Source organism: Paenibacillus phytohabitans (assembly GCF_013141775.1).
Lineage (GTDB): Bacteria > Bacillota > Bacilli > Paenibacillales > Paenibacillaceae > Paenibacillus_AQ > Paenibacillus_AQ phytohabitans.
On the sequence record NZ_WHOB01000020.1, the window covers coordinates 224,684 to 248,296 of the forward strand.

General features: G+C 53.2%; 17 protein-coding genes, 1 pseudogene and 2 riboswitches. Of the genes and pseudogenes, 3 read left to right on the forward strand and 15 right to left on the reverse strand.

All coding sequences use genetic code 11. The annotated features are described in order from the left end of the window. Nucleotides 1-117: 117 nt before the first annotated feature. The 8 genes from scpB to GC101_RS07400 all read right to left on the reverse strand — a co-directional run bounded on the left by scpB (nt 118) and on the right by GC101_RS07400 (nt 10,018). On the reverse strand, nt 118-720 hold the full coding sequence (scpB, locus tag GC101_RS07365) for an SMC-Scp complex subunit ScpB (RefSeq protein ID WP_039301691.1): 603 nt from the start codon (nt 718-720) through the stop codon (nt 118-120). Continuing rightward, nucleotides 689-1,480: a segregation and condensation protein A gene (locus GC101_RS07370; RefSeq protein ID WP_042138653.1), complete on the reverse strand. Its 792-nt coding sequence runs from the start codon at nt 1,478-1,480 to the stop codon at nt 689-691. Before GC101_RS07370 ends, scpB begins: the two co-directional genes overlap by 32 nt. Nucleotides 1,481-1,716: 236 nt before the next feature. After that, nucleotides 1,717-2,184 carry a 6,7-dimethyl-8-ribityllumazine synthase gene (gene ribH, locus GC101_RS07375; protein ID WP_036727378.1) on the reverse strand — a complete coding sequence of 156 codons (468 nt, stop codon included), beginning with the start codon at nt 2,182-2,184 and terminating at the stop codon, nt 1,717-1,719. Nucleotides 2,185-2,226: 42 nt separating this feature from the next. Beyond that, entirely contained in the window at nt 2,227-3,480 is a 1,254-nt protein-coding gene (locus GC101_RS07380) for a bifunctional 3,4-dihydroxy-2-butanone-4-phosphate synthase/GTP cyclohydrolase II (RefSeq protein ID WP_042237698.1), read from the reverse strand. A 60-nt stretch (nt 3,481-3,540) separates the two neighbouring features. Then, nucleotides 3,541-4,209 (reverse strand): riboflavin synthase, encoded by a 669-nt coding sequence (gene ribE, locus GC101_RS07385; protein ID WP_171716710.1) that lies wholly within the window; start codon nt 4,207-4,209, stop codon nt 3,541-3,543. A 125-nt stretch (nt 4,210-4,334) separates the two neighbouring features. Beyond that, nucleotides 4,335-5,435, reverse strand: a complete 1,101-nt coding sequence (ribD, locus tag GC101_RS07390) for a bifunctional diaminohydroxyphosphoribosylaminopyrimidine deaminase/5-amino-6-(5-phosphoribosylamino)uracil reductase RibD (protein ID WP_171716711.1) — start codon at nt 5,433-5,435, stop codon at nt 4,335-4,337. A 223-nt stretch (nt 5,436-5,658) separates the two neighbouring features. Beyond that, nucleotides 5,659-5,831, reverse strand: a riboswitch (FMN riboswitch). A 106-nt stretch (nt 5,832-5,937) separates the two neighbouring features. Continuing rightward, a complete protein-coding gene (mscL, locus tag GC101_RS07395) occupies nt 5,938-6,339 on the reverse strand; it encodes a large conductance mechanosensitive channel protein MscL (RefSeq protein WP_042141359.1) in 402 nt (133 codons plus the stop codon). Between the two features lie 178 nt (nt 6,340-6,517). Further along, nucleotides 6,518-10,018, reverse strand: a complete 3,501-nt coding sequence (locus GC101_RS07400; protein ID WP_171716712.1) for a collagen binding domain-containing protein — start codon at nt 10,016-10,018, stop codon at nt 6,518-6,520. Between the two features lie 275 nt (nt 10,019-10,293). Here GC101_RS07400 and GC101_RS07405 point away from each other — a divergent pair, with 275 nt between their 5' ends. Further along, nucleotides 10,294-11,055: a YwaF family protein gene (locus GC101_RS07405; RefSeq protein WP_343049620.1), complete on the forward strand. Its 762-nt coding sequence runs from the start codon at nt 10,294-10,296 to the stop codon at nt 11,053-11,055. A 364-nt stretch (nt 11,056-11,419) separates the two neighbouring features. Here the strand turns inward: GC101_RS07405 and GC101_RS07410 are convergent, their stop codons facing one another. From GC101_RS07410 to GC101_RS07430, 5 genes and pseudogenes are all read right to left on the reverse strand, one after another. Then, nucleotides 11,420-11,851: a peptidylprolyl isomerase gene (locus GC101_RS07410; RefSeq protein ID WP_039301672.1), complete on the reverse strand. Its 432-nt coding sequence runs from the start codon at nt 11,849-11,851 to the stop codon at nt 11,420-11,422. Between the two features lie 141 nt (nt 11,852-11,992). After that, nucleotides 11,993-13,327: a diaminopimelate decarboxylase gene (gene lysA / locus GC101_RS07415; RefSeq protein ID WP_171716713.1), complete on the reverse strand. Its 1,335-nt coding sequence runs from the start codon at nt 13,325-13,327 to the stop codon at nt 11,993-11,995. 193 nt (nt 13,328-13,520) lie between these two features. Further along, nucleotides 13,521-15,050, reverse strand: a pseudogene (locus tag GC101_RS36000) (spore germination protein); the annotation flags it as partial. Nucleotides 15,051-16,429: 1,379 nt separating this feature from the next. Then, nucleotides 16,430-16,855 carry a stage V sporulation protein AB gene (locus tag GC101_RS07425; protein ID WP_039301666.1) on the reverse strand — a complete coding sequence of 142 codons (426 nt, stop codon included), beginning with the start codon at nt 16,853-16,855 and terminating at the stop codon, nt 16,430-16,432. Between the two features lie 2 nt (nt 16,856-16,857). Then, nucleotides 16,858-17,517, reverse strand: a complete 660-nt coding sequence (locus GC101_RS07430) for a stage V sporulation protein AA (RefSeq protein ID WP_076243365.1) — start codon at nt 17,515-17,517, stop codon at nt 16,858-16,860. A 186-nt stretch (nt 17,518-17,703) separates the two neighbouring features. On the opposite strand from GC101_RS07430, the gene GC101_RS07435 reads away from it, so the two are divergent. Further along, a complete protein-coding gene (locus GC101_RS07435) occupies nt 17,704-18,879 on the forward strand; it encodes a hypothetical protein (RefSeq protein ID WP_171716714.1) in 1,176 nt (391 codons plus the stop codon). Between the two features lie 206 nt (nt 18,880-19,085). Here GC101_RS07435 and GC101_RS07440 read toward each other — a convergent pair whose 3' ends face one another. Then, entirely contained in the window at nt 19,086-20,057 is a 972-nt protein-coding gene (locus tag GC101_RS07440) for a DMT family transporter (RefSeq protein WP_171716835.1), read from the reverse strand. A gap of 129 nt (nt 20,058-20,186) precedes the next feature. Continuing rightward, a riboswitch (FMN riboswitch) is annotated at nt 20,187-20,335 on the reverse strand. 227 nt (nt 20,336-20,562) lie between these two features. Between GC101_RS07440 and GC101_RS07445 the strand changes: the two genes are divergently transcribed. Next, nucleotides 20,563-21,741 (forward strand): PstS family phosphate ABC transporter substrate-binding protein, encoded by a 1,179-nt coding sequence (locus GC101_RS07445; RefSeq protein WP_343049621.1) that lies wholly within the window; start codon nt 20,563-20,565, stop codon nt 21,739-21,741. A 375-nt stretch (nt 21,742-22,116) separates the two neighbouring features. Here the strand turns inward: GC101_RS07445 and GC101_RS07450 are convergent, their stop codons facing one another. Next, nucleotides 22,117-23,595, reverse strand: a complete 1,479-nt coding sequence (locus GC101_RS07450; RefSeq protein WP_171716715.1) for a carboxylesterase/lipase family protein — start codon at nt 23,593-23,595, stop codon at nt 22,117-22,119. Between the last annotated feature and the right edge of the window lie 18 nt (nt 23,596-23,613).

The window sequence follows — 23,613 nt, forward strand, 5'->3', positions numbered from 1 at the left end:
CCTGCTGGATAAAATTCGGCATTTCAGCAAACATCTCCAAAAGATTCTGCCGCCAAAAAAATGCCGCTGTCCCGGCGGGGACAACGGCATTGCTGGAACAGCGTGTATCCGCTGCGTTTATTCTGTCTCTACCTCTTCAAAGGTCATCTGGCTGTCCAGCTTGCTGAACAGCAGCTGCGTCTCTTCTTCCAGGCCCTCTGAGGTGTCGAAGCTCGACGGCTCCGGAAGCTCCTTCAGGCTGGCCAGGCCAAAGCTGTCCAGGAAGGACTTGGTCGTTCCGTACAGGATCGGACGGCCGACAGCCTCTGCCCGGCCCACCTCATGAATCAGATCCTTATTTCCCAGCGTATGAATGGCCCGTTCGGACTTCACCCCGCGGATTTCTTCGATCTCCACTCTTGTAATAGGCTGGCGGTAAGCCACAATAGCAAGTGTCTCCAGCGCTGCCTGGGACAGGGAAGATCTGGAAGGGGAATACGCCAGACGCTCGAAATATTGCGCATGCTCCGGCAGTGTCGCCAGACGGTAATTCCCGGCGATCTGCACTACCTGCAGGCCCCGGCCCTGCGAGCTGTAATCGTCTTTCAAATCCTCCAACGCCCGTGTAGCCAGATCGGGCCGCTGTTCGGTAATCTCGGCAATCTGGCGTACAGATAAACCTTCATCCCCTGAGAGAAACAGCAAACCTTCAATAATTGATTTCAGCGTGTTGTAGTCCACTGACTTCCTCTCCTCCTCTCCACTCCATCACAATATCGTCAAATAATTTCTCCTGGTAGCAGAAAATCGCCTTCATCTTCATCAGCTCCAGAATGGCCAGGAAGGTCACTACAATCTCATGCCGGGCCATCTCATCATGCAAAAGCGACGAAAAGCGCAGTCTGCCGCCCATCCCCTTACGCTGCAGTGCTTCCGACACATCACGAATCCGGTCTTTCACCGAAATCTCATCACGGGTAATCCGCTGATAAGAGGATCTCCGGGCCGCTTTGCTCAGCGCCTTACGGAACGCGGCAATCAAATCTGCGGTGTGCAGTCCCTTCAGCGTATTATCGGTCTGTGTAGGAACAAAGGGGCCCAGATCCTCGGGCTCCTTCGTGAAAATCAGGCTGCGCTCGCTCTCCATATCCAGCAGCTGCACAGCAATGCTCTTGAATTTGCGGTATTCAATCAGCCGCTGTACCAGCTCCGCCCGCGGATCATAACCGTCGTCCTCGTAATAATCGAAATCCTCGATTTCGATCACCGGCGGCTTCGGCAGCAGCAGCTTGCTCTTGATCGACAGGAGGGTAGCAGCCATAACCAGAAATTCGCTGGTGATATCCAGCTCAAGCTCCTGCATCCCCTGCAGGTATTCCATGTACTGCTCGGTGATCTCGCTGACCGGAATGTCCTGGATGTCGATTTCCGCTTTGTCTATCAAATGCAAGAGCAGATCGAGCGGACCTTCGAACGTCTCCAGCTTGTACAATACAGTCACGCGGTTTCCTCCAGCCCAAAAAAAGTAAAGTGCAGCGCCGCACGGACGCTACACAAGTAGAAAGATCCTTGAGACTGCGACGAAATAAAGTACCGCTAATTTGTTGACAAAACTCCCAAACCCATGGAGATTTGTCAACAAAAGCGGATACTAATTTCCTCGCAGCTCCTTATGTTCATGCTTTCTTCTCATACATATAAATAAGCACGACTTACGCTGATTCGTCAAGAGGGGTGTTATTTAAACAGCTTGTTCAGGTTCGCCATTTCGATCGCAGCAGTTGCCGCATCCCAGCCTTTATTGCCCGCTTTGGTTCCGGAACGCTCAATGGCCTGTTCGATATTCTCGGTCGTCACCACGCCGAAGATCGTCGGAACGCCTGTCTTGAGATTAATGGCCGCAACGCCCTTGGCAACTTCATTGCACACATAATCATAGTGTGTTGTAGATCCGCGAATAACCGTACCTAGTGTGATTACTGCATCATACTTGCCGCTTTCGGCCATTTTTTGCGCGATCAGAGGAATTTCGAATACTCCCGGTACCCAGGCAACATCCACTTCATCGTCAGCTACGCCATGGCGTTTGAAGGCATCGAGCGCTCCGGAGAGCAGCTTGCTTGTAATAAATTCGTTGAAACGTCCTACGACAACCCCGTATTTCAATCCTTCAGATACTAAATGTCCTTCAAAATAATTCGGCATTATGCTCATCAACCCTTCATGTATAAGTTAGTGATTCTATAATTAAATTTTGGAATCCTCGTTTTGTTCGATCTTGTCAAAAGTCAGCAGATGGCCAAGCTTGGCCTGCTTCGTATGAAGATACTTAGTGTTGTCCTTGTTCTCCGGCATCTGGATGGCTACACGCTCCACCACTTCAAGGCCGTAGCCTTCCAGCCCTTTGATCTTGCGCGGATTGTTGGTCAGCAGTCTGATCTGGCGGACGCCCAGGTCCTTGAGAATCTGTGCACCGATGCCGTAATCACGGAGATCCGCCGCGAAGCCCAGCTTCAGGTTGGCATCTACCGTATCCAGTCCTTCTTCCTGCAGCTTGTAAGCACGCAGCTTGTTGATCAGGCCAATGCCCCGGCCTTCCTGGCGCATGTAGAGTAGCACCCCTCTGCCTGCTTCTTCAATCTGGCGCAGCGCCGCTTCAAACTGCGGGCCGCAGTCGCAGCGGTGGGAATGGAATACATCGCCGGTCAGACATTCGGAATGCACACGCACCAGCACCGGCTCATCACCGGAGATATCCCCTTTTACCAGAGCAACATGCTCTTTGTCATCCACTTCATTCGTGTAGGCAATCGTCTGGAAATCACCAAAATCAGTCGGCAGATTCACCGCAACCTCGCGCGTAACCAGATGCTCCTTCTCATTACGGTAGTGAATGAGGTCTTTGATGCTGATCAGCTTGAGATCATGTTTCTTCGCGATCTCAATCAGGTCAGGCAGGCGGGCCATCGTGCCGTCAACCTTCACCACTTCGCAGATGACGCTCGCCGGATAGGCGCCGCACATGCGGGCCAGATCTACAGCGGCTTCCGTATGGCCTGAACGCCGCAATACCCCGCCCTTCTTCGCGATCAGCGGGAACATGTGGCCCGGTCTGCGGAAGTCGGAAGGCTTCGCATTCGGGTCCAGCATCGCCTTGATGGTCATGGATCTTTCCCCGGCGGAAATACCGGTGGTCGTATCCTTGTGGTCAATCGATACGGTAAAAGCGGTGCCGTGGTTATCGGTATTCTGGGCCACCATCGGCTGCAGATCCAGTTCCTCTGCACGTTCCGCGGTAATCGGCACGCAGACCAGGCCGCGTCCCTCGGTAATCATGAAGTTGATAACTTCAGGGGTTGCCCGTTCGGCAAGGGCGATGAAGTCCCCTTCATTCTCGCGGTCCTCATCATCAACAACGATGATCACCTTCCCGCGCATCAAATCATAAATCGCATCCTCAATCGGGTCCAGGACGCTGTCCTTCTTGTCTTGCTCGCTCATGTTACTGTCCTCCTGATGGCTGTACGCTGCCTTACCGGCTGCCGTATGCCTAATCTTTAATTATACAAACCCGTTGGCCGCCAGAAAATCGTGGCTGATCTTCGAGCTCTTCTTATCTTCTTCATCGCCGGAACGTGAACCATAATGCAGCAGATGATCCACATACTTGCCCAGCACATCACATTCGATATTGATACTGTCACCCGGCCGTTTATGGGCCAGCACCGTTTCTCCAAGGGTGTGGGGAATGATAGAGACAGTGAACGTGGACGACTCTGTATCCACTACGGTGAGGCTGATGCCGTCAATCGTAATGGAGCCTTTGGGGATGATGTACTTAAACAGCGATTTGCGGTCCGGCGCAATTTCGAACACAACCGCATTCTGATCGCGCTTCACGCTGCGGATCTCGCCGGTTCCATCCACATGACCCTGGACAATATGCCCGCCGAACCGTCCGCCGGCTGCCATCGCGCGCTCCAGGTTCATTTTGCCCCCGGTCCGTAGGTTTTTGAGATTGCTGTTGCGGTAGGTCTGAGGCATCACATCAACTGTGAAATATTGGTCGCCTATGGATGTGGCTGTAAGGCAGACCCCATTGACGGAGACGCTGTCGCCAATCTTCAGATCCCCCATAATGAGGGAGGCGCCGATATTCAGCACCATCATCTCCCCTCCGCTGGTGACGCTGCGGAGGATACCCACCTCTTCAATCAGGCCGGTGAACATACTATCCCTCCTTCATAACTATATAAGACGCACTTAAGATTTGAGCTTGAAGCATAGTCGTCACGGCGGTGAGCATTTGGACTTCCGCCGCTGCCCGCCACCCGATTTCTTGTTCTTATCCGTTGTTAGCGCGCCGGGGTACCGCTGATACAGACATTATCCCCGAGCACTTCCACTTCCAATCCTTCGAGCGTAATGGCATCCCGCATCAGTTCCACACCCGGAAAGTCGAAGGTACCTGCAGCAGCGGCGCCGCCTCCGACAATCTTCGGAGCGAAGAAGAGAACCACGCGGTCAACCAGTCCCTGCTCCAGCATCGCACCGTTCAGCGTACCGCCGCCTTCGAGCAGGATCGAACCAATCTCCATTCCGCCCAATGCTGTCATCGCGGCCTGCAGATCGACACGCGGTCCGCTGCCTGCGGCCACAACCTGAACACCCGCAGCGAGCAGTGCTGCCTTCCGCGCCGGATCACCCGCTTCAGTAGTAACGACCACCGTAGGTGCCAGTCCGTCAGTGACAACGGCGCTCTCCAGAGGCAGCCTCAGTGTAGAGTCGATGATAATCCTGATTGGATTGAGCCCGGGCACATTCAGCCTGGTCGTCAGCGAAGGGTTATCGGCAATCACCGTATTCACCCCGACCATGATTCCCTGATGGCGATGGCGCAGGGTATGTACTAGCTCCCGGGATTCAGCATTGGATATCCATTTGCTGTCCCCTGTACGGGTGGCAATTTTGCCGTCCAAGGTGCTGGCGCTCTTCAGTGTAATGAAAGGCTGCTTCGTCAGAATGTACTTGATAAACTTCTCATTCAGCCGGATAGCGCGGCTCCGAAGCAGGCCTACCTCAACCTCAATGCCCTGCTCGCGCAGCATTTCAACCCCGCGCCCTGCAACCTGCGGATTAGGATCTTCACAGGCAACGACAACCCTTGCGACCCCTTCATCAATTAGGCGCTGGCTGCAGGGAGGCGTGATGCCATAATGGCTGCAGGGCTCCAGCGTAACATACGCTGTGCTTCCCTGTGCCTTGCCAGCAGCCATATTGAGCGCATGAACCTCGGCATGCCCGGTGCCGCGCTGCAGATGCGTGCCGATCCCGATCATGGCACCATCCTTCACAACAACACATCCGACCACGGGATTGATTCCGGTCTGTCCTTGAGCCCTTTCCGCCATGTCCAGCGCCAGAGACATATAAAACTCATCATTCATCTTATCCATGTGACTTCCCTCCAATCAGCCGGCTATATTCATAATGTGCACAGTTTAAACAGAAAAACCCGTCTCAATCTCCAGGAGGAGTTCAAGACGGGATATACGAGAGGTATCAGCAGCTCAAAAAATAGGTGCGTAAATAAACGCCGGACTTATGGCATTGTGAAAATTCGCACGTAATGTTCGAAAATACTGCAGCACGGCCGCCTATATAAGCACAGCACGTCAATCTCTCCTTCTTCCATCCAGACTATACTGTCGGTCCCGGAATTGCACCAGGTCCACCGTCCGTATCACCAGCATACGGATCGGGTAGCGGACTGAGCAGCAGAACTGGCCAGAAACAGCCAATCTAACAGCATCACCGCCGGTAGGGAATTACACCCTGCCCTGAAGGATTGATATATTCAGTTGAATAACAAGTTTTGCCTACAACAAAATTATCACTTACGTGCGGGAAATGCAAGTGTGTTTCGGAAATTTACTTTATTTATGTAACTTAGTTCCCTTAATTCCCTGACTCCCGCTGCTTGTCCGCTCTCAGCAAATCACGAATTTCGATCAGCAGCGCAACCTCCGGTGCCGGAGCAGGGGGCTCGACAACTTCGACTTTAACAGTTTCCTTGCGTCTGAATCTGCTGGTCAGCTTCACTACCAGAAAGATAGAGAATGAAATGATGAAGAAGTCCAGTACGGACTGTAAGAACAGGCCGTAATTCACGGCGGCTTCTCCGCTGCCCAGATGAAGCTCCTTCAGATTGGTATCTCCACTTATTAAGCCGATAAGCGGCATGATGATGTCACTAACCAAAGACGTAACAATTTTGCCGAAAGCCGCCCCGATTACAACCGCCACTGCCAGATCAAGCACATTCCCCTTCATGGCGAAGCTTTTGAATTCCTTCCACATGGACATTACTATATCCCTCCGAAACTTTGAATTTTAGTAATTATAGCATTTCCGCCGCAGTTGACCAATCTATTCTAAGCCTTTCTTAAGTCACGGCAAAAAGAGCAGGCAGCTATTTTCTGCCGCCTGCTCTTGGTGAAGGCTGATCCTATGACCAGCTGTGCTGTTTAACTACCGGTTATTCCTGATTCCGGTTCCGTCTGTACACCCGGTGTAACACGAACCCGATCAGGATTAAACCGAGTCCTGCCATATAGATCGGCAGCGGGCTGTTCTCTCCAGTCTGCGGCAGTGTCCCGCCGGAGTCTGTTGCCGTGACCGTCCCTTGCGGGATGTCTTCATCTTCAATATCAACACCGCCGAGCGGAATGTCCTCATCAACCGACACTTCCGGTGCCGGCGTGACTGGTGCAGGTGTAACCACGGCTACCGGCGCAGATGGCTGCGCTGTTGCAGGTAAGCCTGGACCTGCCGGGATTTCCAGATCATCGATAATGATCCCCGGTACCACCGTGCCCGCTGGTGTGGGTACCGGCGTAATATCAGGTGTGACTGGCGGTGCTGTAGGGTTAGGCGTCGCCTCCGGTCCATTCGTTGCCGTTGGAGCAGCCGTTGGCCCAGCTGTCTCTACAGGCGGTACCGTTGGAAGCGGTGTGGCTGTCGGTGCTTCTGTCGGCGCTATGGTGGCCGTCGGTATTGGCGTTGGTGTGGCTGTCGGCTGCTCCGCAGGAGTATTCGCTAAGGTCAGATTCACTGCTGCGGATGAACCGATAGTCACCGCATGCTCACTTGTATCCAACACATAACCTGCCGGTGCTGCAGTTTCAATCAGTACATAGCTGCCCAGCCAGATATTGTTGAATACTGCATTGCCCGCTGCATCCGTAGTCCGTGTATTCACAAGCACACGATCGCTGCCATTCAGGCGGTACAAGTCAAAGGTGGCACCGGCAAGTGCTTTGGTGCTGTCACCTGCATCAATTTTGTGGACATTCAGCGTTCCTCTGACCCCGCTGCCTGTTCCCGAGCCGCTGGATACGCCGACTATAATTTCTTTGCTGGTCTCCTTGGTGACCAGTACGACATTATTACCGCTGAAGTTAACGGTATTGACCAGCTTATCCCCCGTATTCGCTACGATCAGTGATTGATATTCAAGCACATATGCGGAATGGATATCCTGGAGGAAGCTAAGCACAAATGTCTGCTTACCCTCTGCATCAGCACTGATATTCAAGGTATAATCCGTATCCTTTATAAGCTCAGGTCCGCTCTTCGTTACATCACCATTCACGGCAGTAACTGTCCGGTACAGATGGAACGTGTCCGGCAGCAGAATCTGATTGGTACTTGGCACATCTGTAATAACGGCATCCTTCACATGGGACTGTGTCCGGTTAATAGCGATCGTCCACTGCAGCTTATCACCGTTCTGAACGCCGTCTTTGAATACATATTCGTCGCCATGCGGAATATCCACCGAGGCCTTCAGATCTTTGGAGACCTTCTTGGTGCCATCCAGCAGATTGGCTGTGTTAGCAACTGTGGGACCAATCAACTGCCCTGCCAGGCTTGTTTTGAATACAACATAGTAAGGCGAATTGATCGCATTGTCAAAATCCACCTGAAGCTCATTCCCGCTTCCGACAGTGTAGCTATAAGAGCTGGCGGCAAGTTCGGAGCCGAAGCTGTGGGCCCCTCCGGGAGCAATATTCATCCGGTACACTTTCAGTGACCCCGGCAACAGTGACTGTCCCGCGTTCAGTATGTCTGTTACCCGGGGATCAGCAATAGCCTTACCGTTGTAATTAACGCCCACTGTCCAGGTGATCTCTTTGGCAGACGCATCATATACCCCGGATTTGAAACCGTTGTTCTTCACCTCAGGACCCGGAATGAACTGCCCTCTGGCTTCTGTCCATTGAACGTTATTCGCGCTGTCCTTCCAGTCAATCCGCGCTACGTTAATGAAATTATCTGTAGTACCTGTAAGCCAGTCATTACTGAATTCAGTCTGATAACTGATTGTGTATGTGCCGCTGATCGGTGAATTGAATTTCACCTTGAAGCCTGCGTTAGGCTGTGCCGGTGAACCGGCAATCAGTGTATACGCTGAAGCATTAAGCACGGTGCCGGCTTCATTGCGTACGACCAGTGAACCCTCGATAAACTTCTGGCCGCCGTACGGGAAACTATCCGTAACCACTACCTGGCTCATCGGATAATTATCGCCGTTCAGCGTAATCTTCCAATCCGTTACATGGGTGGCGTAGTTGACTCCTGACAAATTCTTATAAATGATAGCCGGCCGGATAAGCTGTGTAGCCTTATCGCTATAAGTACTGTCTGAGACAGTATTGGTAATAGTGGTGTCGCTGAATACGCGGTCTACTGCTTTGGTCTTATATTCGATCAGATATGCAGAGGTCACAGTATCTGCAAACTCCAGTTTGAATCCGGCGTTTGTGCCTTCAACAACCGGCGTTACTGTATAGTCTGCACCTGCGGTTAGAGCCGTCCCTTTCGTAGCTCCTCCTGCAGAATCCAGCGTCACCGGATAAATCCGCAGCGAGTCTGCAACCAGCTGCTGGGATTGATTGAATACATCTGTCAACACCGCATTCTCTGCAGAGATCGTGCGTTTATTGTAGTTGTATTCAATAGCCCAGCTGATAGTCTGCTTCCCCCACTCATAGCTGGCTGCCTTCTTCTTGATGCTTCCTCCGCGTTCAATAACGACTGTAGCCGAGCTGCTTACCGGATCACGTCCATCACCGGTGAAGGTAGCGGTATTCGTGAAGCTGGTCAGACTGTCGCTGACTACCTGGGTTGTATAGGCAATGCGGTACGCACCTGTAATTACAGGGTCCGTGAAGCGGAGAACAAGTTCACCGCCGGAAACGTCAGCGGTATATTTGCCGCTGTCTACAAGCTGGCCTTGAGTCACTGTACCGTCAAGCAGAACATTCAGCTGGTACACTGCAAGGGTTACTGTGCTGTCCAGCGACAACCCGGCAGGAACAGGGTCTGTCACCACCGCATTGCTGACCGGTTCCAGCTTCTTATTGACATCCACCGTCCAGAAGATATGATCAGCATTGAAGCCGCTGGACACGCCCTTCTTCTCAATCGTCGAACCCACGGATGGCTTAAATGCCACACTAATGGTCTGTATTCCGCCGTTTATGGGGAATAGAATCTGCTGAACCGTACTGCCGCTTATCACCTGTTTATCGAATTTGGTATTAATCCGCAGGGTGCCCTGTACATTGTCATGACTCTGGATGTAGTCGTTGAAAGTCATGACGACCTGATGGGTAGACTGGCTGACCGTAAACGTTCCGACATCCCCGTCATCGGATACGAGTCCGCCCTGGATATCATTGAACAGCTCAAACTGCTCAGGAAGCTGGAAGGTGAAGCTGTCGCCCTGGATATAACCGTGCCCGTTTGGAAGCGACCAGGTATAATCCAGCGTAACAGTAGAGTCCACATCATATACGCTTCCGGTTACGGTCTGTCCGTCCGGCCCATACACAGCCATCGATACACTGGTAATAATATCTCTGTCCTGCTCGATTCCCTCCGCTTTAACCTGCTGGGTGAACCCCAGTCCGTAGGCATACTGCACAAACAGCATGATTATTACAATTGCCAGACTTGTTCTTTTTTTCACCATTTCCCAGAAGCCCCCGTTCTTAAGTTTGATATGAAACGAGCATGCAGAAAAGATGGCTGCCGAACGCACCGGTAAAAACACTCCGCCTGATGGGTCGTTATGTATACGGGCATATGCGTCCATCTTATGTAAATAAACCGATACTCCTGTCTTTTCTGTCTAGCCCGAACGATATATACTTATATCACCTAAGAGTAGATCTTTAGAATCAGTTATATTCAAATTATGAACTTTTATTTTCTTTTATTTATTTCTGGATTCAAGGAGAGAGCACAGTGAACCTTAATCTTTTTTGGGACCGCCATCGTAATCATGATTTTGCAATGTTCTCAACCCCGCATCTCATTGCCCTGTCTATCGTCGTCCTATGCTGTCTGCTGCTCTACTTATCACGTTTCGCCCTGCGCACACATTCCGGTCTGAGGCGCAGTGTCCGCCTGCTGCTGGCACTGCTGCTGATCGCTTGCGAGGGCGGGCTGCATGTCTGGTATGTCTCCCAGGATATCTGGAGCCGCAGTTCCTCCCTGCCGCTTGAACTATGCGGTATTACCCTGCTCTTGTCGGTGATCATGCTTCTTACACGCAGCAGGCTGCTGTATTCTTTTCTCTATTTTGCCGGGATCGGCGGTGCATTCATCGCCCTGCTTACGCCTAATCTGGTCTACCCGTTTCCGCATTTCCGCTTCCTGCTGTTCTTCATTGCCCACGGGTCGATTATTCTGGCATCCCTGTACATGACCTGGATTGAAGGCTACAAGCCTGCCTGGCGCTCACTGTTCTTCACCATGCTCTGCCTGAATGTTATCGCCGCATGTGTCTATGCCGCCGATATGCTGCTGGATTCCAACTATATGTTTCTGGCTCACAAGCCCAGCACGTTCTCCGTACTTGATTATTTCGGCCCTTATCCGTATTATCTGCTCGTCGAAGAGGCCTTTGCCTTTGTCATCTTCCTATTGATGTTCCTGATCTTCTTCAAGCTGCCGGAGCTGTATGCCTCCCGGCGCGGCCGCAGAGGCTGGACCAGTATGAGGTAAAGGCTAATATGGGCAAAAAAAGAGGCTGTCCCAAAAGCCATGATATGGCTGCTTGGGACAGCTCTTTATTTTGGAGTAGGATTAACGTGAGCACTTGGGTGGACGTTCCGTCCTCTCCGCTGTTTAAGCGGGAATTGTATCAATCTTTTAAAAAATCAAAAAGAAACCTCTCTTTGACAAAATGGAAGTGCGACCATCCATTGTTAATCAAGGTGAGGTTTTTTTTGTACATTCAGTAGACCATGATGGACCCAGTCTGCGTACTTTCCGGGGTCTCTACAACATATAACTCTTTCATAAAAAAGGGGCTGCCCACGCAGAAGAAATTCTTCTTGTGAGACAGCCCCTTTTGACGATGCTTGTATTATACTTCTACTACTTCAACGGTAGCCATTTTGTCGCGGCCTTTGAAAGCATCGACTTGGTCCATACCCTCAACCACTTTACCGAATACAGTGTGTACTCCGTCAAGGTGAGGCTGTGGAGCATAAGCGATGTAGAACTGGCTTCCGCCTGTGTTCTTACCCGCATGGGCCATAGCCAGGGAGCCGCGCTCATGCTTGTTCGGGTTAATTTCGCAGTTGATGGTATAACCAGGGCCGCCGGAGCCTGTTCCGTTAGGACAGCCGCCTTGAGCTACGAAACCTGGAATTACACGGTGGAACAACAGTCCGTTGTAGAATCCGTCTTTAGCCAGTTTCTCAAAGTTTGCTACAGTATTAGGCGCATCCTGTTCGAACAAGTCGATCAGCACGACACCGCCGTTTTCGAGTGTGATTTTCGCTTGCTTAGCCATATGTAAATGACCCCTTTCGAAATGACAAATATAGAACACTTTTATTAGTTTACTATGAAACGGGGCACAAAGCAAAGCAAGCGGGAACGATTCCCGCCTGCCCTGTTGGACTGCCCCCGCTGCCTGCGCAGCGGTTCAGGTTTATTTCGTAACGGTCTGTTTGGCAATACGTGCCGGCACAATATCATTGGCGACGATATCCTGATGCGTCTCACGGCGGACCACCAGATCGCTCTGGCCGTTCTGTACGAAGACTACCGCCGGACGGCGGATACGGTTATAGTTGCTGGCCATGGAGTAATTGTAGGCACCGGTGCAGGCAACAGCGAGCAGATCGCCGCTCTCTACCTTCGGAAGCTCTACATCCCAGATCAGCATATCCCCGCTCTCGCAGCATTTGCCGGCGATGGATACGGTCTCCTCGTTAGGCTCAGTCGCACGGCTTGCGAGCACGGCTTCGTACTTCGATTCATACAGCGCCGGACGCGGATTGTCCGTCATCCCGCCGTCAACGGCAACATATTTGCGCACACCCGGAATTTCTTTGCTCGTTCCTACGGTGTACAAGGTCGTACCGGCATCGCCTACAATACTGCGGCCCGGCTCAACCCAGATCTGCGGCAGCCCATCGCCGATACCTGCGAAATGCGTCTTCACTGCATCCGTAATGGCTGCAACATACTCGGAAACCTGCAGCGGAGTATCTCCATCCACATAACGGATACCGAATCCGCCGCCAAGATTGACGACCGGGAAGCTGATGGCCAGCTCTTCCTTCACTTTGCGGGTGAACTCGGCGATCCGCTCGATTGCAAGCTGGAAGCCCTCTGTCTCAAAAATCTGCGAACCGATATGGGAATGAACGCCAAGCAGGTTCAGATTGGCTTTGCCGTCTGCCTGTCTTACCGCTTCCTGCGCGGAGCCGTTGCCGATATCGAACCCGAATTTGGAATCCGTCTGTCCGGTCGATGCGTAGGCATGGTGGGCATGCGCTTCTACGCCCGGAGTAACCCGGAGCAGAATATTAACCGTTACTTCCTTGCGGCCAGCAATCGCCTGTAGCAGGCTGAGTTCAACCAGGTTATCGACTACAAAGCAGCCAATGCCTGCATCGATTGCCATTTCAATCTCATCCGGAGTCTTGTTATTACCGTGGAAGTGAATGCGTTCAGCCGGGAAGCCGGCTTGCAGCGCGGTATACAGCTCTCCATCGGAAACAACATCCAGCGACAGTCCTTCCTCATCCGCCAACCGGCACATGGCCATCGTTGAGAAAGCCTTACTGGCGTAGGCAACCTGGAAACCGAGTCCGGAAGCTGTAAAAGCGTCCATGTACTCGCGGCAGCGGCGCCGGACCAATTGCTCGTCCACTATATATAGCGGGGTACCATACTCCGCTTTCAATTCTGTCACATCACATCCGCCGATTTCCAAATGCCCTGCATCGTTAATTCGGCTCGTCCCGTGTAAAAACATTGCGCAGTCCTCCAATTTCTGTGGAATATCTGTTCCACCCTGTCTAGTATATGTTACAGAACCCCGCAGCGTTACACAAAGTATGGCCTCAGGAGAGGAATTCCACTTTCTTGCGGGGCTGTTTAGTGTATTCAGTATAGCAGACAGAGGGAACTCCATAGAATGGACTAATTTGCAGTTGATTTGTATTTTCCTACGATTTGTGTTCCTTCTCCTGCTCAGGCGGCATCCGGGTATTATCCCGTGTTTTGTTGAAGGAAGGCCTTGTTTTGGAGCTGAGCACCGGCTGGCGCAGGAGGATTTCACCCATTGCTTTTGCATTAAACGGTATAAACGGCCACAAATACGAAGAATTGTAGGAACGGTGTGTAGTCAAGAGCACCACCAGCAGCGTTGTCCCGATCATGAAGCCGGGAATCTGGAACGCGGCCACCGCCAGCAGAAGCGCAAGCCTGACAATCCGGTTGGCCAGCCCCAGCTCATAGCTCGGCGTTGCGAACATCCCGATGGAGGCCACTGCCATGTAGAGCACCACCTCGTTGACAAAAAGACCGGTCTGCACGGCGATGTCACCTACCAGTATCGCAGCAATGAGACCCATCGCCGAGCCGAGCGGTGTCGGGGTATGGACGGCGGCCATCCGCAGAAGATCCACCCCTAATTCGACGATTAGGAATTGGGCGATAAGCGGGATTTTCGCCGTCTTTTGCGGACCGATAAATTCCAGCATGGCCGGCTTCAGCTCCGGATGAAGGACCAGCAGCATCCACAGCGGCAGCAGGAACATCGAGGCAAAGATACCGATGAAGCGCACCCAACGCAGGTAGCTTCCCATAAAAGGCGTCTGGCGGTTCTCTTCCGCATGCTGGCAGAGATCAAAGAATGTCGTCGGCAGAACCATGACACTCGGCGAGGTATCCACGAAGACTACCACTCTGCCCTCCAGCAGATGGGAGGCCACAATATCCGGCCGCTCCGAGTACCGCACCAGCGGATACGGGTTCCATCCGCCGCCGACAATGGCCTCCTCGAGCTGTTTGTCAGCAAGGGGAATCCCGTCGATATCGACGCTTTTCAGCTTATCGGTAACGGCCTGCACCTGAGTCTTGTCGACGATATCGTCAATATAGGCCACGCAGACATCGGTCCGGGTCCGGCGTCCGATCTGATGCATCTCGTATTTCAGCCCCGGGTCGCGTATCCGTCTTCTGACCAGAGCCACGTTGCTCAGCAGCGTCTCTGTGAAGCCGTCGCGCGCTCCGCGGACGACCCGCTCAATCGAAGGCTCATCCGGGCTGCGCGAAGGATACGAACGGGTATCCATGATAATAACCTGGCTCTCGCCCTCGATGAAGAACACGCTCATGCCTGACAAGACTTTATTGATGCTCTCGCTGAGCAGCTCGCCCTTCTCTACCTGGACATGGGGAATATATTCGCTCATGAAGCTGGCGAATACATCGGTAGATATATTGTCCGGGGTCAGATAGGTCAGACGCTTCAGAATCTCGTCAATAATGGTATCCTTGGCGAACCCGCTGATGCAGAGCAGCGCGACACGCCGGCCCCCAAAGGACATTTCCCTGAAGACGATATCAAAGGATGAACCCAGGCCCATGACTTCGGTCAGCGTTTTTTTGGTATCCTCCAGGTTGGTCGATACCTTATCATTGCCTTGCCAGTACTTAATAGACTCCTCCAGAGAGTCAGAACGTTCATTGTCGCGTTTCTGCTGCTGCAGATCTTTGGGCTTACTGGCGGAGTCCGCCCCTTGACTGGACTTGGCTTTCTTAGCCTTGCTGCCGGACTGATCCCCGGCCTTCTGAGAGGCTCCAGATTTGTCTGTGTCATTACTTGAGGAACCCCCGCTCTGTGCCTGCCTGGACGATCCCTCTTCCCCCTTATCCGCACCAGAAGCGTTCTGCTCATCTTCCTCAGGCTCTTCATCATCTCCGAATAATCTGGCAAAAAATCCTTTGTGGCTCTTCTCCAGTGTCTCCGCACCCAATTCGTCTGATGTCTCCGTATCCTGTGACTGGCTGCCCGAAGCCGGAGCTGGCGGGTTGTCTCCGCCGGATGCAGAAGCTGTGCCTGCACCATCGTCTGCAGCGGGTCCCCTGGCTTCCTGCTTGTCCTCATCGCCGCCACTTGCTCCCTGGGCGGTAATCTTCTCTGTATCTGGGCTGCCTTGATCAGGTTTGACCGGGCCCTCCTGATCCGGTGTACCGGCTCCATCGGAAGCCTGCAAATCGTGGTCCCCGTAACCGGTTGCTCCGGAATCCACTCCGATATCCGCACCGGACTCCGCTCCGCTATCCGCACCAGTTTCTGCTCCGTTTGCAGCTTTATCTCCTTGTCCAGCTGAGGCGGAATCTCCCTGCGGCTGGCCAAGCTCGTCCGCAGCTTCAGCATCCTGATTCTGTCCGTCACCGGAGTCTGCTCCGGCTCCCTGTCCCGGTCCGGCATCATCTCCAAACAAGCTGCTCAAAAACCCTTTGACGCCGCCCCCGGACTCCTGGCTATCCGAATCGTCTCCGGCTGCGCTGCTGTCCTTCGGGGTGCTGCCGGAAGCTTCGTTATCTGCTGCACCTCCTGTTTCACGGCTGTCCGCCGCTGTGCTGCCTGCAGCCGCGCTATCCGCTGCGTCTCCAGCTTCACGGCCTTCCGCTGCCTTACTACCGGCAGGATCGGCCTCAGAGGGCTTGCCTTCTGCGCCCGGACCCGCATCCATGCCGGAACGGATTTCCGCACCGCCCTCTATCGGCCGGGTAACAGCTCCCAGCTCACCTGAAACCTCCGCCTCCTGCGGTTGTCCCCCGCCTGCATCAGCCTGATGTACAGCTTGTCCTTCCTGCTGCGGCTGGGCTCTATCAGCCCCATTCTGCTGTGCAGCCTGCGCTTCACCCTGCGGTTGACCTTTGTCAGCACCATCCCGCTGTGCAGCTAACCCTTCATCCTGCCGTTGGCCCCCGTCTGCAACACTTTGCTGTGCAGCCTGTCCTTCATGCTGCGGCGGCTTTTGCTGCTCCGGCTTGCCATGCTTTTTATCCGCTTCCACCTGATCACCGCTGTGAATATACCTAACCACCCCGTAGCCTCCTTTTACTGTCGGTATACAAACCAGTCGAACAATGAACCTGCCACTTTGCCGCATACCATAGCCATCAGCAGCCCGAACAACATATGTGTCATATGCAGTCTTTTGGCCAGAATCGGCAGTACGTTCAGTACCTCCGTCAGCGCAGCGGCCAGCATACCGATGAATACTCCGTCGAACAGTCCGACCCCCAGCTCTATCAGCGGGCCTGCGGTTATTTTCCAGTTCCAGAAATCACTCATCGTGCCCAGCAGCGAACCCCCGACCATGGCCCCTTCATACCAGTGCACTTTATCGTAGGAGGAGGTCAGCTGCGCCAGCCGGGGTACCATATCAAGCACTATAAAAAGAGCGATTACCCCGCCGCCGACAGCGATTCCTCCGGCAATGCCGAGCAGCAGGTTAAGTCCGAGCGATATTTGTGCAGTCATGCTCACTCCCCCCTGCGTCCCGATGTATCATCTCCGCGGCGTTTCATTTTGCTGTATTCCTCGTTGACGACATAGTGGTCGATATTTTTCTGATACAGGAACATCTCCACTTCGAGCGGTGTCGGCTCCTCGTTCCATTTCTTTTTGAACAAATGGTTGAAAAAAATCACCATCCCCAGCCCGATGCCCAGCGAATAGGCGATCTGAAATACATACGGATGCTCATCCCTGCGGCCGGTCAGCATCTCGACAATCCGGATCTGCACCTCCTGCATGCTGACATCGGCATGGAAATTCATGATCGTCAGCGCCGAGCCGAAGAACAGCAGCAGCCATACCAGCACAAACAACGCTATGGAAGGTTTATTTGCCGTTGCCGGGCCTTCAATCTGCACAATCGTCCGCCCTTCGCCAATCGGCTGGATATCCGCATGCGGAAGCAGCTCATGAATCCGGGGAATCACCGTCAGCAGATCAATCAGAATCAGATTGCCGTCACTTTGCTCCGGCTGAAGCAGCAGCAGTGAATACAGCGGCTCCCGCCACTCCGGCTCGGTGATCAGAAAAGCTACATCGCGCAGCATCACACCTTTGCCTTTGGGCACGGTTACCCGGTTTTTGAGCTGTATATAAATGGCGGGAGCCGGGTGAGGATTGTCCATTGGCGGTGCCTCCTAAGGTTGTAGTGTGAAGCCGCTGAAGATGCAAGAATAACGGTAGTATGGGAGAAAAGGTTTATTTTTACTCTTTAACCCTGTAATTCATATTTATTGAGCCGGGCATCCGAAACCTTTCGTTACTACGGCCGTCTATATTAACAGTTATTTACATAGAGGGGATGAAAGGTTATGAAAAGAGTGCTGCATCAATCATTACATCTGGCTATAAGCGCATCTATTTTACTGGCATTCGCTGCTCCGCTTACAGCACATGCCGCAGAAGAAATTATTTATTATGATTCGTATATCAGCAAAACCAGCGGCGTCCAGCTCTATTCGGCGGGCCAAGTGGGCGGAAACCAGTTTGTCGATGCCGTCATTGCCAGACAAGCGGACGGAACCTATGCCAAATGGCAGGAGCCTTTTCATTATTTCCGGAATTATGGCGGTGATGACCTGAAGTTAACGGGAACTGATGATCCGGAGCAAAGTTATGTGTACGATACCCGGAGTCAATCCATTCTGCGCAAAACCGCTTATACTCTGTCCCCGGACGGGCTTTGGGGATATCTGGAGCGCTCACGTTACCTCTTGATGCCAAATTCTCCGATGGGCAGCGGGTATGTCGGCAAATACCATGACTATTATCTTAAAAACATGAAGACAGGTGCCGTCTCGGTATATTATTCCACTCAGAGATACTACAGCGCCTATTGGCTGAACCAGCACACGCTGCTGGAGAGCGGGTACAATGAGGCTGCTAAACAGAATGTGATCAGTACTTACGATCCGTCCACCGGGGAACGGCACGAACTGCTGAAGGGCAGCATGTATAACCGGAACTTTAGCAAAGGAATCATCTATTATGTGAAAAATGAGCCGCAGCGCTTGCCCTGGGTATATAACCTGAAGAGCGGAACGTCACGGCTGATCACTGACTATAGCGAACTCGAAACACTGTTTCCCGCTTCCCCCTCCTCCAGACCGGAAGCAGCGCTGCCGCGGGATACCGTGCTGAAAGACCTGCCGGTCATCGAGATTCCTGTCTCCATGACATACGAATACAGTGTCAGCCTTGACGGACAGAACGCCGATGTATCTACCGTATTCTCCAGGGAGGGACAAGACTGGATTCCGGTGAAGCCGCTCGCTGCCGCGTTCGGGTGGAGCATTGAATCTGAGGACCGGGGCCGTTTAAACGATCCCTCTGCCGGTTACAGCTTTGAGATTACAAGCGCCAGCAAGAGTGTAAAGCTTACACCTGCAAACAGCTTCAATTCCGGAAACAGGCTGTACATCTCGCAGGCACAGCTGAAGCAGCTGGGTTATAACACCATCGTAATAACCCCATACCTGCAGCAGTAATAACGGCAGCAGGACGAGAACACCCCTCTGGATGCCGGACAGGGGAGCCGGTCCAAACGGATTCAGTCCGGTTCACTCGCAGATTCGGGTCATCAGCCCTACAAAAAACAAAGAGGATGTCCCGGGCCATTGCGGCTCGCGGGAACATCCTCTTTTGGTGATACCGAAACCCTGGGGTCGTCCCCTCAGGCTGCGGCTATCCGATGTTAATTCTGTTTGGTAAGCTCAGCCTGATGTCCCTGACCGCTCTGCTGGCTCGAAATAAAGAACAGCGCCGTCCAGATCAGTGCGAAGCCGATAATTTGCGGCAGAGTCACTAGCTGATGATATACAATCCAGTTAATCAGAATCCCTGTCATCGGGAAGCTGAGTTCAGCCAGCGTGGCTACAGAAGCCTTGGTTGTGTTCAGGCCCTTGTAATAGAGCAGCATGCTGAGCAATCCGGGCAGCAGAGCCTGCAGCAGGAGATTAATGGCAACAGCGGCCGAACCGCTGATTCCGCCGGTAATCTGCCACGGGGCTCCCTCCATGCTGGTGATCACGAATAAAAGCGGCAAAGCCAGAATAAAGCGCAGGGAAGTTACCGTTTCATATTTCATGGAACCCAGCAGATAGCGGCCCATGACAGTCGACCCGCCCCATAATGCGGCGGCGCCCAGCGCCATAAGACTGCTTACACCCATGAAGCTGTTCACATGGCCGAATGGAATCGTCCAGCCAAAGGTAAGCAGGTAAGTGCCTAATAGTGCAACAATGATAAGCGGTGCGAAATTCTTAGGCAGGCGTTCTTTAAGGATAACAGCGGCCAGACCAATGGCGAAGAGCGGCTGCAGCTTTTGCAGCAGCAGTACAGCATTGAAATCTCCGCTGGACAATGCTTTGGTGAACAGGATTGTAGCTATGGCCGAACCCCCCCATGACACAACCAGCAGGGCCCCGGCTTGACGAAGGCGGATCCCCTTCAGTTCGGCGCGCTGGCGCCACATTACAGGTGCAGCAACCAGGAAGAGCACAACATGCTCCAGCAGGACGATCTGTGAAGAGGTCAGGGATTTCAGCAGGATAATACGGAACAGCGGGTCAACACCCCATAGAGCTGCCCCCAGAACTACCAGCCAGAATCCGCTGCGCAGCGGTGCGGTACGGACTCCTTGAGATGAAGCAGATACATTACTCATCATTCATTCTCCTTGTCGATACAAACCCTCGATAAGAGACCAAAAGCCCCCGCGTCACCTGAAAACAGGGCAAACACCGGGGGCCATTATCAATAAAGACATCAGGGAATACACCCGCTGCCTTTACCTTATGATCCTCTCCCATCCGGACTTTACCGTCGGCTCTGGATTGTCACCAGATCAGTCGCTTCCTCTTGTAAAAGAGTAACGAGTCGCGGGCTTAGTTCACTTGGAACATCACCGCCGGTCAGGAATTTCACCTTACCCCGAGAATCTTGTATTCTGTTATTTTTTTCACAATCTCAGGATAACTCCGTTTCATGAATTCGTCTAGCCTTTTTATGAAAATATACGCATTTTTTTCATCGTACGATCATTTTTATGAGAAAATGCATCATTTCGTAATTACACGAACTGCATAGTTTGGCAGAAACGGAGCCTTGTTATAGAATAAGATACGAATACACTTTTTATCCATATTATAGCAACCCTAACGGAGGACGCTGTGAAAAGATCATTTGAAACCAAGCTGTTATTCTCTATCCTTGCCTTGGCCGTCATCACAATCATAGGCTTCATTGTTTATATCATGGCTACATTTACCGGAGGTATGCTGTTCTATGCACCGCTCGTCCTCGCCGCTTCGGCCGGGCTTGCAGTATTCGCTGTAATCTCTATCTTTGAACTCTTCAGCAAACGGTTCCGCCTGACCGCGCTCGCGGCTTTTGCCGGAATCTGCCTGCTGAGCGTAGCAGGTCATGAGATCAGGCAGGCTTATGTGAACAGTCTAGCCGAAGTAAGGGAGCAGGAGGTCAATCTGTTCCAGTACGCACCTTTTGAAGTAAATACCAAAGCCGCCAGTCTGGATCAAAAGGCAGCCTATCATATTCAGGAACAAATGCCCCGGCTGGACGGCGCAACTGCGCTTTACCCGTTGTATTCCGCCTTTGCCCAAGCCGTGTATCCGCCTGATACGTATAATCCCAGCATTTACGAGGTCGGTAATGATCTCGTGTTATGTACCACCACCTCCGAAGCCTACAAACGGCTGATTAAAGGAGATGCGGATATCATCTTTGCTGCGGCCCCCTCACTTGCCCAGACCAAGCAGGCGAAGCTGGCAGGCCGTGAGCTGAAGCTTACCCCTATAGGACGTGAAGCATTCGTCTTCTTTGTCAACAAGCGCAATCCGGTTAATGGACTGACCACTGAGCAAGTGAAGGATATCTACTCCGGCACACTGACGAATTGGAAGCAGGTCGGCGGCAAGAAGGCGTCCATCCGGGCGTTTCAACGGGACGAGAACAGCGGCAGCCAGACCATGCTTGAGAAAATCATGAAGGACCGGACGCTGATGAGTCCCCCGAAGGAGAATGTTGCAGACGTCATGAGCGGCATTATCAGCCTGACCGCCAGCTACCGCAATTATAATAATGCGCTTGGCTTCAGCTTCCTGTTCTACGCCTCGGAGATGAACGCCAGCGATGAGATTAAGCTGCTGGAGATCGAGGGCGTGCCTCCCGCCAAGGAGAGCATCCGCAGCGGGGCATACCCCTTCGCAGCAGAATTCTACGCAGTAACTGCGGGAAGCACCAACCCCAATATTGAGCCATTTCTGGAGTGGATTCTGTCCCCGGAAGGACAGGAGCTGGTCGAGAAGACGGGTTATACCCCGGTGAACTAATGATTTCGGACCGCATGTTCCTGATTCGGTGGCGTGCACCGAGTATAACTTAAAAAGCAGCAGCCCTCTTGCCGGAGAATTAGACTCTCCGGTAAGGGCTGCTGCTTTTTTCATCATCAATATAGTACTTATCTTTACCGTAGTTGGGCCAATTCTGCGGAACGAGGGGCACTTCTGCACCTCATTTCCGCTTCCCGCCCAATCTCGGCGAATTCAGGGGCACTTCTGCCCCTCATTCCCGCTTCTTGCCCACTTCCGGCGAATTCAGGGGCACTTCTGCCCCTCATTTCCGCTTCACGCACACTTTCGGCGAATTCAGGGGCACTTCTGCCCCTCATTCCGGTTATCGCGCCTTCTTGAAATCAAATGCCGCGTTCACCCTGCGTAATGCTCAAAAATCCGTCTGCGCTTCTCTCCGTCCGGATCGTTCACTACACGCGAGACTTGATCGAACAGCAGCGTAGCACGCTGCTCCGGTGTGTACTGCGGCCACGCAAGTTCCGGTGCAGACGGATCACCGTAGTGGGCAAAGGCTGTCCAGGCACCCTGCATCGCTTCGGCCACCCCTGCCATCTCAGGGGTTACCGTCAGGCCGTATTGCTTCAGCAGCGGCAGGTTGTTGAACACGTAGAGAATCTCCGCTCCGTGAATGGCCTTCTCCAGCAGCGGATGGCCGGTGACGGTCCAGTCGAACCGGTACATCCAGACCGGAGCGTGATTCAGCTGCTTCTCCGCGAACGAAATGGAGCTGGCCCAGAAGAACAGATCGGTCAGCACCTCAGCCTGCCCTTCCCAGGTTTTGCTGTAATCGGAGGTCAGCTCTGAGAGGTCTTCGATGCCCATCAGCAGCTCCAGCGACTTGAGTGAACGGTCGAAGCTTTCGCCTGCCTGCCCTTCACGGAAGAACAGATTGCCTTCGTGGAGATTCGTCCCGATCAGCAGCGGGATGCCGCTTGCCTCTCCTTCGCGTACCGCCTGCGCCGGTTCCACCGGCAAGGTCAGCGGCTCAATAACCGGCTGGAAATACATGCTCAGCGAATTACCGGACAGCTTGTACGCCATCCGTCCGGCCGCTTCCATGATCTGCTGCGCGGGCAGTGTATGCAGCAGCTGCGTGTCACCGCCGGGTTGAAGACCGAGCTCCGCCAGGAAGGCCGCTGCAATCTGTTCCCCCTGCTGACCGCTCAGGCTCTGCCCTGCACCGCTCTCCATAATCGCACGCGAGAACAGCCCCTTGGCCGCCGGCATCGCCAGCAGCGCGGCAATGCTCATGCTGCCCGCCGATTCCCCGAACACCGTAACATTCCCGGGATCACCGCCAAATGCGGCGATATTCTCCTGTACCCATTCCAGTGCGGCAATCTGGTCCAGCAGTCCGAGATTGGAGCCAAGCCCCGCGCCCAGCGGGGACAGATGCATGAATCCTAGCGGACCGAGCCGGTAATTCACCGTAACAAGCACAACCCGGCCGCTTGCCGCCATGTGGGCACCGTCAAACATCGGCTGGCTGCCCGCACCGGTTACAAAGGTGCCCCCATGAATCCAGACCATGACCGGCAGGGCATCCTCCTGCGCTGCTGCCGGTGACCAGACATTCAGGTACAGGCAATCTTCAGAGTACACCGGATTGCTGCCGCCAAAGCGCGTACCGCTGGTACTTACCGGCTGAAGGCTGACCGGGCCGAATTCCTTCGCCTCCCTTACAGCATTCCAGGTTTCCGGCGGCTGCGGTGCACGAAAGCGCAGCTCTCCGACAGGAGGGGCAGCAAACGGGATTCCGCGCCAGACATTCACTCCGCCGCTCTCTTCTCCCTGCAGTTGCCCATAGGCTGTAGTCACTAGTTGTCCTGTCATTACACTCATCCTTTTCGC

Coding starts and splice junctions, on each gene's coding strand:
- GC101_RS07440 (WP_171716835.1), bottom strand. CDS start 20,057: ATGAGTAATGTATCTGCTTCATCTCAAGGAGTCCGTACCGCACCGCTG.
- ribH (WP_036727378.1), bottom strand. CDS start 2,184: ATGCCGAATTATTTTGAAGGACATTTAGTATCTGAAGGATTGAAATAC.
- GC101_RS07425 (WP_039301666.1), bottom strand. CDS start 16,855: ATGACTGCACAAATATCGCTCGGACTTAACCTGCTGCTCGGCATTGCC.
- GC101_RS07400 (WP_171716712.1), bottom strand. CDS start 10,018: ATGGTGAAAAAAAGAACAAGTCTGGCAATTGTAATAATCATGCTGTTT.
- GC101_RS07435 (WP_171716714.1), top strand. CDS start 17,704: ATGAAAAGAGTGCTGCATCAATCATTACATCTGGCTATAAGCGCATCT.
- lysA (WP_171716713.1), bottom strand. CDS start 13,327: ATGTTTTTACACGGGACGAGCCGAATTAACGATGCAGGGCATTTGGAA.
- GC101_RS07380 (WP_042237698.1), bottom strand. CDS start 3,480: ATGAGCGAGCAAGACAAGAAGGACAGCGTCCTGGACCCGATTGAGGAT.
- ribE (WP_171716710.1), bottom strand. CDS start 4,209: ATGTTCACCGGCCTGATTGAAGAGGTGGGTATCCTCCGCAGCGTCACC.
- GC101_RS07430 (WP_076243365.1), bottom strand. CDS start 17,517: ATGGACAATCCTCACCCGGCTCCCGCCATTTATATACAGCTCAAAAAC.
- GC101_RS07450 (WP_171716715.1), bottom strand. CDS start 23,595: ATGACAGGACAACTAGTGACTACAGCCTATGGGCAACTGCAGGGAGAA.
- GC101_RS07410 (WP_039301672.1), bottom strand. CDS start 11,851: ATGGCTAAGCAAGCGAAAATCACACTCGAAAACGGCGGTGTCGTGCTG.
- mscL (WP_042141359.1), bottom strand. CDS start 6,339: ATGTGGAAGGAATTCAAAAGCTTCGCCATGAAGGGGAATGTGCTTGAT.
- ribD (WP_171716711.1), bottom strand. CDS start 5,435: ATGGATAAGATGAATGATGAGTTTTATATGTCTCTGGCGCTGGACATG.